The 11,969-nt window shown below is 37.3% G+C and carries 11 protein-coding genes; all 11 read left to right on the forward strand.

Features of this window, described 5'->3' with window-relative positions; genetic code table 11:
- Nucleotides 1-46 precede the first annotated feature (46 nt).
- The 11 genes from frr to lpxB all read left to right on the forward strand — a co-directional run bounded on the left by frr (nt 47) and on the right by lpxB (nt 11,965).
- Nucleotides 47-604 (forward strand): ribosome recycling factor, encoded by a 558-nt coding sequence (frr, locus tag D1094_RS10270; RefSeq protein ID WP_118960019.1) that lies wholly within the window; start codon nt 47-49, stop codon nt 602-604.
- A 128-nt stretch (nt 605-732) separates the two neighbouring features.
- Nucleotides 733-1,500, forward strand: coding sequence for an isoprenyl transferase (locus D1094_RS10275; protein WP_118960020.1), 768 nt, complete (start codon nt 733-735; stop codon nt 1,498-1,500).
- A gap of 107 nt (nt 1,501-1,607) precedes the next feature.
- Complete coding sequence (locus D1094_RS10280) at nt 1,608-2,474, forward strand: phosphatidate cytidylyltransferase (RefSeq protein ID WP_118960021.1); 867 nt, start codon at nt 1,608-1,610, stop codon at nt 2,472-2,474.
- 4 nt (nt 2,475-2,478) lie between these two features.
- Nucleotides 2,479-3,705 (forward strand): 1-deoxy-D-xylulose-5-phosphate reductoisomerase, encoded by a 1,227-nt coding sequence (gene ispC / locus D1094_RS10285; protein WP_118960022.1) that lies wholly within the window; start codon nt 2,479-2,481, stop codon nt 3,703-3,705.
- Nucleotides 3,706-3,724: 19 nt separating this feature from the next.
- The gene (rseP, locus tag D1094_RS10290) at nt 3,725-5,086 is read left to right on the forward strand and encodes a sigma E protease regulator RseP (protein WP_118960023.1); all 1,362 of its coding nucleotides are present in this window, start codon (nt 3,725-3,727) and stop codon (nt 5,084-5,086) included.
- Nucleotides 5,087-5,174: 88 nt separating this feature from the next.
- Nucleotides 5,175-7,649, forward strand: a complete 2,475-nt coding sequence (gene bamA / locus D1094_RS10295; RefSeq protein ID WP_118960024.1) for an outer membrane protein assembly factor BamA — start codon at nt 5,175-5,177, stop codon at nt 7,647-7,649.
- Nucleotides 7,650-7,724: 75 nt separating this feature from the next.
- The gene (locus tag D1094_RS10300; RefSeq protein ID WP_118960025.1) at nt 7,725-8,243 is read left to right on the forward strand and encodes an OmpH family outer membrane protein; all 519 of its coding nucleotides are present in this window, start codon (nt 7,725-7,727) and stop codon (nt 8,241-8,243) included.
- Between the two features lie 36 nt (nt 8,244-8,279).
- A complete protein-coding gene (gene lpxD / locus D1094_RS10305) occupies nt 8,280-9,338 on the forward strand; it encodes a UDP-3-O-(3-hydroxymyristoyl)glucosamine N-acyltransferase (protein ID WP_118960026.1) in 1,059 nt (352 codons plus the stop codon).
- 101 nt (nt 9,339-9,439) lie between these two features.
- Nucleotides 9,440-9,892: a 3-hydroxyacyl-ACP dehydratase FabZ gene (gene fabZ / locus D1094_RS10310; RefSeq protein WP_118960027.1), complete on the forward strand. Its 453-nt coding sequence runs from the start codon at nt 9,440-9,442 to the stop codon at nt 9,890-9,892.
- Between the two features lie 36 nt (nt 9,893-9,928).
- Complete coding sequence (lpxA, locus tag D1094_RS10315) at nt 9,929-10,699, forward strand: acyl-ACP--UDP-N-acetylglucosamine O-acyltransferase (RefSeq protein ID WP_118960028.1); 771 nt, start codon at nt 9,929-9,931, stop codon at nt 10,697-10,699.
- 78 nt (nt 10,700-10,777) lie between these two features.
- Nucleotides 10,778-11,965, forward strand: coding sequence for a lipid-A-disaccharide synthase (lpxB, locus tag D1094_RS10320; RefSeq protein ID WP_259337904.1), 1,188 nt, complete (start codon nt 10,778-10,780; stop codon nt 11,963-11,965).
- The last annotated feature ends 4 nt before the right edge of the window (nt 11,966-11,969 follow it).

The raw sequence follows: 11,969 nt of genomic DNA on the forward strand, positions 1-11,969 counted from the left end.
GTAACGATTAACATTTATATAAACTATTAATTTCAGGACAGTTAACGTGATCGATGAAATAAAAGAAGATGCTCAAGAACGTATGGGCAAGAGCATTGAAGCATTAAAAAATAACTTAAATAAAGTAAGAACGGGTCGTGCGCACGCTTCATTACTTGATAATATTGTTGTTGAATATTACGGTATGGATACGCCATTAAATCAAGTAGGTAATATTTCAGTGCCAGATGCACGTAATTTATCTATTACCGTTTTTGATAAAGGAATGATTTCAGCGGTTGAAAAAGCCATTATGAAATCTGATTTAGGATTAAATCCACAGTCAAATGGCACATTAATTCGTATCCCTTTACCGCCTTTAACAGAAGAACGTCGTAAAGATTTAGTTAAAGTTGTGCGTGGTGAAGCTGAAAACGGTAAGGTTGCGATTCGTAATATTCGCCGTGATGCTAATTCAGATATAAAATCACTGAATAAAGAAAAAGAAATTAGTGATGATGAAATGCATCAGTCTGAAGATGAAATTCAAAAAATCACCGATGTTTTTATTAAGCAAGTAGACGAGTTGCTTACTAAAAAAGAAGCAGAGCTAATGGAAATTTAATTCGCAGTAAAACAACGATAACGCCATTTCAAGTGCTACTTGATTGGCGTTTTGTTTTATTTTATCGAGTAAAAAGGTAAGGGGAGTTTTTACTCGATAAACTTGCACAGAAAATATAGGAATTCTCATTGGATAACAACCAATCAACCGACGCAGTAAATGAAGAGGTTGTAGATAAAGTACCCAAACATATTGCTATCATAATGGATGGTAATGGTCGATGGGCTCAGCAGCAGGGAAAGGGACGTGTCTTTGGCCATAAAGCAGGTGTAGAGTCTGTTAGAGCTGTAGTGACTTCTGCGCGAAAATTAAACGTTCAAGCACTTACTCTTTTTGCTTTTAGTAGTGAAAATTGGCAAAGACCAGAAAAAGAAGTTAGTGTTCTCATGGATTTATTCATGTATGTACTCACCAAAGAAGTTAAGCGATTGCATAAGCACAATATTCGCTTTCAAGTGATAGGTGATACACAGCGATTTTCTGACAAGCTACAAAAAAATATTGAGAAATCAGAAAAGCTTACCGCTGATAACACGGGTATGGTGCTTTCAATTGCTGCCAATTACGGTGGTCGATGGGATATAGCCGCTGCAGCTAAAAAACTAGCAAAACAGGTAAAACAAGATCTACTTGATGTAAATGATATTTCTGAAGAAACGTTAAACCAACAGACGTGTTTAGCTTCATTGCCTGAGTTGGATCTTTTGATTCGAACAGGCGGTGACTATAGAATCAGTAACTTTTTATTATGGCAAGCTGCCTATGCAGAGCTTTATTTTACTGATACGTTATGGCCTGATTTTAAGGATGAACAATTTTTAGAAGCACTCTCTGTATTTAACCAAAGAGAGCGTCGGTTTGGTAAAACTGGCGATCAAATAAACAACGTTTCTTAAGTTAAACCATTTTATCTAACAAACGAAACACGAAAATAACACCTTAATATGTTAATTAAGTGACAATTAAAAAAATAAATCACTCGAAATAATTAAAAGGGCAACACTTGTTAAAACAACGAATTATTACCGCATTGATATTAGCTCCTGCAGCTATTAGTGCTATTTTTTATCTCCCGTTAACTTATTTTGCTCTATTATTGTTAGCTGTTGTTGCTATTGGAGCATGGGAGTGGGGTCCATTAATGGGCTTTACCAGTTTAAGCAAACGAACCCTCTTTGTTGGGCTTACCTCAATGTTAATCTTATCTGTGTGGTATTTAATCCCTCCTCAAATGCTTTGGCTGGCTGATAATACTATTGAACAACCTGCTGCTCTTATTTTATGGGTTGCAGTTGCTTGGTGGGCTTTATCGGCGCTACTTATGACAAGTTATCCGCGCTTTAGTAGTTTTTGGTCTGCTCATCGCTCTATTCGAGGCATGTTTGGCTGGTTGACGTTAGTTCCGACCTGGTTATCGTTTATGGTACTCAGAAGTCATGAATACAGTACAGACCCATATCAAGGGGCTCAACTACTGATGGTATTGTTTCTTATGGTTTGGAGTGCTGATGTTGGTGCTTATTTTGTTGGTAAATCTATGGGGAAACATAAACTAATGCCTAATGTCAGCCCTGGGAAAACCATCGAAGGATTTCTTGGTGGTGTTGTTTGTGCTTGCATTTTAATCGCGATACTTGGTTTTAATTTACATTGGAATACTCAACAATATATTATCGCTTTATCCGTAACCGCGTTGATCACTACTATTTCGGTGTTAGGTGACTTAAATGAAAGTATGTTTAAACGCCAAGCTGGCGTGAAAGACAGTGGTTCTATCTTACCTGGTCATGGTGGAATATTAGATAGAATCGATAGCTTAACGGCAACGGCTCCTGTTTTCGCCTTATGTTATGTTTTGTTAGGTTGGTAATATTGTGACGATACATCACCTATGTATATTAGGCTCAACTGGGTCTATAGGAAAAAGCACGCTAGATGTTGTTAGACTGCATCCTAACAAATTTAATGTTGTTAGTTTGTCAGCCAATTCAAGCATCGAGAAGTTACTTGAACAATGTATCGAGTTTTCACCTAAAACGGTTGTTCTCGCTTCAAAACTACATGCTCAGCAATTTGAACAACGACTTCTCGATGAAGGTATTACAGGTATAAAAGTTAACTCGGGCCAGCAAGCATTAGTCGATGTTGCTCAAGCACCTGATTCTGATACTGTCATGGCAGCCATTGTCGGTGCTTCAGGCTTAATGCCAACTTTAGCAGCCGTTAAGAAAGGTAAAAGAGTATTACTTGCCAATAAAGAAGCATTAGTTACCTCTGGTGCAATCTTTATGTCGGCTGTTAAGGAGTCAGGCGCGTTATTATTACCTATTGATAGTGAACACAATGCAATTTTTCAATGCTTGCCAGAAAGCCAGCAAGCTAAAGTAGGTGAGTGTAACCTACTTGAAAATGGTATCAGTAAAATTTTACTTACTGGCTCAGGTGGCCCATTTAGAACAATGGAAGTTTCAAAGTTAAGTGAGGTAACTCCTGAACAAGCGTGTGCTCATCCAAACTGGGAAATGGGACGAAAAATATCGGTTGACTCTGCCACTATGATGAATAAAGGGCTAGAGTTTATTGAAGCTAAGTGGTTATTCAATGTTGAAGCTAGCGATATTCAGGTTGTTTTGCATCCGCAAAGTACGATTCATTCAATGGTGCAATATAAAGATGGTTCGGTATTAGCTCAAATGGGCAACCCTGATATGCGCACGCCTATTGCTCATGCTTTATCATACCCTGAAAGAATTGATTCAGGAGTTGCTCCGTTAAACTTCTTTGATATCAGATCTTTTGATTTTCAAGCGCCTGATTTTGAAAAATACCCTAATTTGAAATTGGCTATAGACGCATGTGAAAATGGCCAAGCAGCTTGTACAGCTCTCAATGCCGCCAATGAAATTGCTGTTGATGCATTTTTAAACGAAAAAATTAAATTTACAGATATTTATAAAATAAATGAAACTTCTGTGAAAAAATTTGTCTCACAGCATGTAAGAAATATTAATGAGGTTATCACTTTAGATCAGGATGTACGAAAGTATGCTGCATCGTTAGTGGATAATCTCATTGAAAATAAAAGTGATACTGCAGTATAGAAGGTAAGTAAATTACAATATGTTTGATTTTTTTTGGAACTTAGCTTCTTTTGTTGTTGCTTTAGGGATTTTAGTTACCGTACATGAATACGGTCACTTTTGGGTAGCACGTAAAAATGGCGTTAAAGTTGAACGTTTTTCAGTAGGTTTTGGTAAAGCCATCTGGCGCAAGAAAGCAAGTGATGGTACTGAATATGTGCTGGCTATGATTCCACTTGGTGGCTACGTTAAAATGCTTGATGAACGAGTAGATGATGTAGCAGAAGAAGACAAAGATAAAACCTTTAATAGTAAAACCGTATATCAACGCATTGCTATCATCGCCGCAGGACCCTTTGCTAACTTTGTTTTTGCTGCTTTTGCTTTTTATTTAATGTTCTTGATTGGAGTGCCAAGCGTAAAACCTGTTATAGGCACAATAAATGAACACTCAATCGCTGCACAAGCTAACCTTCCTGAAAATGTCGAAATAATAAGTGTTGCTGGTCAAAATACGCTTGATTGGCAAGGCGTTAATTTAGCATTAATAGGTGAAATAGGTAGTGAGTCCATTGAATTTAAAACGAAAGGTCAAGATTCTCAATTTATCTCTACTTATGTTTTAAATACCAGTGAGTGGCATTTTTCTCCAGACAAAACTTCGGCATTGAATAGCTTAGGTATTACACCATTTCGCCCTAAAGTCTTTAATGAGTTGGCGGTAATAGGTGATTCTAGTCCAGCTGAGCGGGCAGGTTTAAAAGTAGGTGATAAATTAATTGCCATAAACGGTGATTCAATTGATGATAGTTGGCAAATTTTTTCTGAAAAAATTAAGCTGTTTCCTAATCAAGAAGTGGCATTAACCATTCAAAGACGTGGTGAAACAATGAGTGTTCTCATCACACCTGAAAAAATAAAGAGAAACGGTAAAACTCAAGGGTATATTGGCGTTGCTCCAAAGTTTGACCAATGGCCTGAGCATTATAAAATTGATATAGCCTATGGCCCTCTAGAAGCGATTTCTCAAAGTTTGATTCGTACTTGGGACTTAACAAGGTTAACATTCAGCATGATAGGCAAATTAATTACTGGTGATGTTTCGGTTAAAAACTTAAGTGGTCCAATAGGTATTGCACAAGGTGCTGGCAATAGTGCAGGGTTTGGAATTGTATATTTTTTAGGTTTTTTAGCATTAATTAGCATTAATTTAGGAATTATTAACCTTTTACCACTCCCAGTACTTGATGGCGGGCACTTACTCTATTATCTTATAGAGCTTTTAACAGGAAAGCCTGTGCCAGAAAATATTCAAGAAGCTGGATTTAAGTTTGGAGCTCTTGCCTTATTGCTATTAATGGCGATTGGTTTATTTAATGATTTTAGTCGAGTTTTAGGGTAGCGACACCCGTGTGAAATTAATACCGTATAAGGTATTAATCAAATTGCTGATGAAAGTCAGTTGATATTTTAAGAAGTAAAATAGTTATATGATAATTAAAAAAATAGCCTTCGCTGTCTTATTAGGTGCGCTAGGAAGTCAAGTTCAAGCGGCTCAAGATTTTCAAGTAGAAGATATCGAGGTCAAAGGCTTACAGCGTGTCGCATTAGGTGCTGCTCTCACACATATCCCGTTTAATGTTGGAGACTCGTTAAATGAGTTTCGTATATCTCAGTCTATAAAGTCGCTTTATAAGTCAGGGCATTTTAATGATATTCGCGTATATCGTGATGGCAATCGTCTTGTATATCGCGTACGCGAACGTGAAACCATTAGTGAAATTCTTTTTGATGGTAACAGTGACTTAAAAGATGAACAGCTTACAGAGAGTCTTGACGGGAGTAACATACGAGTAGGTGAAACCTTAGATCGTACTGTTATTTCTGGTATAGAAATGGGGCTTGAAGATTTTTACCATAGTGTTGGTAAATATAATGCGAACGTCACCAGTAAAATAACCCATTTACCGCGTAACCGAGTTAACCTTGAATTCACCTTTGAAGAGGGTGATGCCGCGGCGATAAAGCAAATCAATATTGTGGGTAATGAGATTTTTTCCGATGCAGAATTATTAGACCGTATCGAGTTAACCTTTGGCTCGCCATGGTGGAATTTCATGGCGCAAGATAGATATCAAAAGCAAACCCTTCAGGGGGATATGGAAACCATTAATAGCTATTATCTAGATCGTGGTTATTTACGTTTTAAAGTTGATTCTACTCAAGTCTCTATGACGCCCGATAAACAAGGTGTTTATATCGCCTTAAATGTCACTGAAGGTGAAACATATTCGGTCAGTGGTGTCGATTTTGTTGGTGATATGGCTGGCTTTGAATCTACTATTAAAGCGATTAATCCATTACAAGCAGGTGAGCTATATAATGGTGCAGAAGTAACATATACCGAAGAAGTGATAAGCAAATTTTTAGGTAGATACGGTTATGCGTACCCTAAAGTCGTAACGATACCAGAAATTAATGATGAAGATCATACCGTAAAGTTAAATATATCTATTGATCCGGGTAAACGTGTCTACGTTAATAAAGTGAATTTTTCAGGAAACCATGTGACCTCTGAAGGGGTATTAAGACGTGAAATGAGACAACTTGAAGGTGCTTGGTTATCAAACAGCATGGTTGAGCATTCAAAGTCGCGTTTATCAAGGTTACCTTATTTAGAAACCGTAGAGTTTGAAACTAAACAAATACCTGGTGAAGATGATTTAGTTGATATCGATTTTACGGTGAAAGAACAGCCTTCAGGCTCTTTTACCGCGGGTATTGGCTATGGCTCTCAGACTAAGTTGAGCTTAAATGCAGGTGTGCAACAAAATAACTTTTTAGGTACGGGTAACGTTTTAGGCTTTAACGTTAATACAAATACCTATTCTAAAAGTGTTAGTTTAAATTATACCGACCCATATTTTACGGTTGATGCCGTATCACTTGGTGGCCAAATATACTTCAACGAATATGATGCCGGCCGTGCAAACATGGTTGAGTATAATAATAAAACCTTTGGCTTAGGCCTTAATTGGGGCTTTCCTGTTAATGAGTATTTGCGTGTAAACTTTGGTGTGGGTTGGAAATACAACCAAATATCACAGCTGCAAGCGTACGAACAAATACAACAGTTTTATGATATTTACGCTGATCCAACGGATCCTGATGGCCAGTTAGACTTTAAAACGTTAGATTTAAATGTTGGCCTTTCTCGTTCTACGTTAAACCGTGGTACGTTCCCAACATCAGGCTCACAGCAATCATTAACTTATAAAATGACTTCACCAAAGTCGGATTTACAATACTTCAAGTTAAACTTTGATAGTAAATATTACTTCCCATTAACAAGAAGTCAAAAGTGGTCAGTATTAACACGTTTACAGTTAGGTTATGCTAATGGTTACGGTACGGTAAATGGTCACGACCAATTATTACCGTTTTGGGAAAACTTTAGAGCAGGTGGTGCCGATACCTTACGTGGCTTTGAGAATAATACCGTTGGACCTCGAGCAATATATCGTTACCCAAGTCAAATACCTGGTACGCCAGACCCAACAGGTGGCAGTTCAGGGTGTTGTTTAGGACCTGATCATGATGCTGTTGCCGTATCGCCAAAATCTGTCGGGGGCAACGCAATAGCGTTAGCAGGTATCGAGTTAATTGTACCTACACCATTTTTAGATGAGAGTTATGCTAACAGTGTTCGAACGAGTTTTTTTGTTGATGTAGGTAATGTGGTTGATACAGAGTTTAACTTAGATCACTATAGTGAATTAGATCCAAAAGAGTATGAGAAGATAGATGACTTTTCAGATTTTAGACGTTATAGAAGTTCAGCGGGGTTATCAATTCAATGGATTTCACCAATGGGGCCGATGATATTTAGCTTTGCTAAAGCACTTAAGGAAGTGGAAGATGACGATACTGCATTCTTTAGCTTTAATATCGGTAAAACTTTCTAACATAAATTAAAAATTAAGTAACACTTGTTTTGATACAGTATTACTACTAAATAAAAACGAATAGAGGAAAAGAAATTGAAACAGTTTATTAAATCAATGGTAATGACAACAGCAGCTTCAGGTATGTTATTAGCGAGTTCAGTTATGGCTGCTGACCAATCTATTGCCGTGGTTAACTTTCAAGAAGTAATGGGTAAAATTCCACAAACGGCGGCATTGATGCAAGCCCTTGAAGCAGAGTTTAAAGATGAGAAAGCGGTTATTACTCAACTTGAAAAAGATATTAAATACTACCAAGAAAAGAAAAAGCGTGATGGTGCTTTGATGAGTGCTAAGGAAAAAGAAGAGTTAGATAAAAAATTAGCGACACTTTTCCAAGACTATCAAGTGAAAGGTAAAGCTCTTCAAGAGAAAGCAGGTCAACGTCAAAACGAAGAGACAAATAAAATTGTTGCTTTGGTTCGTCAAGCGGTAGATAACATTGCTGCAAAAAATAAATATGATGTTGTGTTATCACAGCAAGCGGTTGTTTTTTCAAAGCCTGATTTAAGTATTACAGATAAGGTTGTAGAACAAGTAAGTAAGCTTAAGTAATTACTTATTGTTAAACGTATCTGAGAATCATTTTTTATGACTTATACCTTAGCTGAAATAGCAAATATAATTGATGCTAAAATTATCATCCCTGAGACTTTATCGAAGGGTGATGATTTCTATCTTCAATTTTCTATTCATTCATTGGCTACACTAGCTAATGCAAATGAAGGTCAACTTGCTTTTCTAGCAAACAGTAAATACCGCCAACAATTAGCTGATACTTCTGCTTCGGCAGTTATTGTCTCTTCTGATGCTGTTGAAGATTGTCCCGTTGTTGCATTAGTTATGGATAACCCTTATATGGGCTATGCTAAAGCAGCTAATTTACTTAATACCACACCGCCAGTTGCTTTAGGTATTCACCCAACAGCTGTTATTGATGAGTCTGTTAAATTGGGTGAAAATGTTAATATTGGTGCAAATGCGGTGATTGAATCAGGGGTTGTTTTAGCTGACAATGTTAGTATTGGCGCTGGTTGCTTTATTGGTAAAAATGCAAAAATCGGTAAATTTACTCAACTGTGGTCAAATATTAGCATTTATCACGATGTACAAATCGGTGAGTTTTGTTTGATTCAAGCAAATACCGTTATTGGCTCTGATGGCTTTGGCTACGCCCCTGTTGCTGGTCAATATAAATGGCATAAAATACCTCAGTTGGGCAGTGTTATTATTGGTGATCATGTTGAAATTGGTGCAAGTACCACAATTGATAGAGGCGCTTTAGATAACACAGAAATAAGAGACGGTGCTATCTTAGATAACCAAATTCAAATTGCCCATAATGTTATTGTTGGTGAAAACACCGCCATGGCAGCATGTAGCGTTATTGCTGGAAGTACAACAGTTGGAAAAAATTGTACACTTGCAGGTTTGGTCGGGGTAAATGGGCATATCACTGTTACTGACAATGTCGTATTTACTGGCATGGCTATGGTAACAAAAGATATAAATCAACCAGGTGTATACTCTTCTGGAATGCCTGCAGCACCCAATAAAGAGTGGAATCGTACTAATGCTCGAGTTAAACGTCTTGATAGTTTAACAAAAAGAGTAAAAGAATTAGAACAACAACTTAAAGAATTGGAATAGGTTAGTTAATAATAATTACAAGACTGACTCGTTAATTAACGCATATTAAGTGCTCAACTTATGTCTAAACATTTGAGTGCTTGTTTAAAAGGAATAGCCATTTGGACACAGTAAAAAAACCAATCGACCTTAATGAAATTAAAACACTAATTCCGCATAGATACCCTATGCTATTAGTTGATAAGGTTGTTGATCATGAACCAGGGAAATCATTACATGCTATTAAAAATGTAACCATTAATGAACCTGTTTTTACCGGTCATTTCCCTGATGCAGCGATATTTCCAGGTGTATTGATTTTAGAAGCGTTAGCGCAAGCAACAGGTATTTTAGGCTTTAAAAGTAGTGAAGTTAGAAATGAAAATGAAATGTATCTTTTTGCTTCTATTGACAATGCTAAATTTAAAAAGCCTGTTTTACCGGGTGACACTATGAACTTACATGTTGAGTTTATTAAAGAGCGTCGCGGTATGTGGAAATTTTATGGTGAAGCCATTGTTGATGGTAAAGTTGTTTGTAGTGCCGATTTAATGTGCGCTAGAAAAGCGCTTTAGTCTTGACGTTATAGACATAACAAAAGGTATTTTTATATGATTCACCCTCAAGCGATTATTGAGCCAGGGGCTAAAATTGGTAAAAACGTATCAATTGGACCTTGGACTTATATTGCGAGTGAAGTTGTTATTGATGATGACTGTGAAATCAGTTCACATGTTGTTATTAATGGGCCTACGCGAATTGGCAAAGGTAACCGAATTTTTCAATTTGCGAGCATTGGCGAAGACTGTCAAGATTTAAAATATGCAGGTGAAGTCACCGAGCTAGTGATTGGTGATAACAATATCTTTCGTGAATCTTGTACTATTCATCGCGGCACAGCTCAAGATAAGGCAATCACCCAAATTGGTAGTAATAACTTATTTATGGCCTATGCTCACGTTGCGCATGATTGTATGGTAGGTAATCACTGTATAATGGCAAATAATGCCTCTATAGCTGGTCATGTTCATGTAGGCAACCATGTTATTATTGGTGGAATGGCTGGTGTTCATCAGTTTTGTCATATTGGCGATCATAGTTTTGTCGCGGCAAATGCACTGGTACTGAAAGATATTCCTGCTTATGTGATGGCTTCAGGTCAGCCAGCTAAACCTTTTGGTTTAAATAGTGAAGGTTTGAAGCGACGCGGTTTCGAAAAAGACACAATAGCAGCGATTAAGCGTGCATATAAATGGGTTTATCGTAAAAGCCTTTCTGTTGAGGCAGCGTTAGCGCAAATAAGTAGCGAAAGTGAAGCATCGACAGAATTAGATATTTTTACTTCATCAATTAAACAATCAACTCGTGGTATTATTCGATAACTCCCTCTTAAGGTGAAAGTATACTAAGAGTTTCTGACAGCGCTAATTAGCGCTGTTATTTTTTCAAGTGAATTTACCGTGAATCAAACAACTTTATCTAGTTCAACAGATCAATATATTGTGAAAGATGAACCTACCTTTGCGATTGTCGTGGGTGAGCACTCAGGAGATACACTTGGTGCAGGTCTTATTGTTTCATTGAAAGCGCGTTACCCTAATGCCAAATTTATTGGTATAGGTGGACCTAAAATGCTAGCCCTTGGCTTTGACAGCCTCTTTGATATGGAAGAGCTTGCCGTTATGGGGATTGTTGAAGTACTCGGTAGAATTAAGCGATTACTTTATGTTAGAAAGTCACTAACAGATCATTTCAGTCAGCATGCTCCTGATGTCTTTATTGGCATTGATGCCCCCGATTTTAATATTGGTTTAGAGGCTAGGTTAAAACAACACGGTATTAAAACAGTACATTATGTGAGTCCTTCTGTGTGGGCATGGCGTGAAAAACGTATTTTCAAAATAGCGAAAGCGACAGATATGGTATTGTCGTTATTGCCTTTTGAAAAAGCGTTTTATGATAAACATCAAGTTCCCTGTACATTTGTCGGTCACCCGTTGGCTGATGATATTCCAATGGAAAGTGATAAAGTTGCTGCTCGAATGGAACTTGAATTACCACAAGACAATAAAGTGTTAGCATTGATGCCTGGTAGTCGAGGTGGTGAATTATCTCGTTTGTTAGCGCCTTTTTTATTATGTGCTGAACGGCTTCATCAAGAAGATAGCTCGCTAATTTTCATCGCACCTATGATCAGTGAAAAAAGAGCACTTCAATTTCAAGCCTTAAAAAAAGAACTCGCACCTAGCTTACCTGTGACCGTCGTTATTGATAAAACACAAACAGTTATGGCGGCTAGTGACTGTTTGTTAACAGCATCGGGTACTGTAACCCTTGAAGCGGCACTTATTAAAAGACCAATGGTTATTTGCTATAAATTTAGCCCATTAACGTATTTATTAGCGAAATGGTTAGTTAAGTTACAATGGTTTTCATTGCCTAACCTTTTGGCTAATAAATCCTTAGTACCAGAGTTACTTCAAGATGAAGTGTGTCTAGAGAAAATGTTGCCATTAATTAAGGAGCGGTTGTACCAAGATCAATCTGACTTAAATGAAAATTTTACTATCATTCATCAACAGTTGCGTTGTAATGCAAGTGAACAAGCAGCTAAAGCAATTATTCAGTTAATGCCTCAGGCATGTTAGAGAA

It is taken from the genome of Colwellia sp. RSH04 (assembly GCF_003545765.1).
GTDB lineage: Bacteria > Pseudomonadota > Gammaproteobacteria > Enterobacterales > Alteromonadaceae > Colwellia.

What these genes read in the sequence shown, in the direction of transcription:
- rseP (WP_118960023.1), top strand. Translation starts at nt 3,725, where the DNA reads ATGTTTGATTTTTTTTGGAACTTAGCTTCTTTTGTTGTTGCTTTAGGG.
- bamA (WP_118960024.1), top strand. Translation starts at nt 5,175, where the DNA reads ATGATAATTAAAAAAATAGCCTTCGCTGTCTTATTAGGTGCGCTAGGA.
- lpxD (WP_118960026.1), top strand. Translation starts at nt 8,280, where the DNA reads ATGACTTATACCTTAGCTGAAATAGCAAATATAATTGATGCTAAAATT.
- lpxA (WP_118960028.1), top strand. Translation starts at nt 9,929, where the DNA reads ATGATTCACCCTCAAGCGATTATTGAGCCAGGGGCTAAAATTGGTAAA.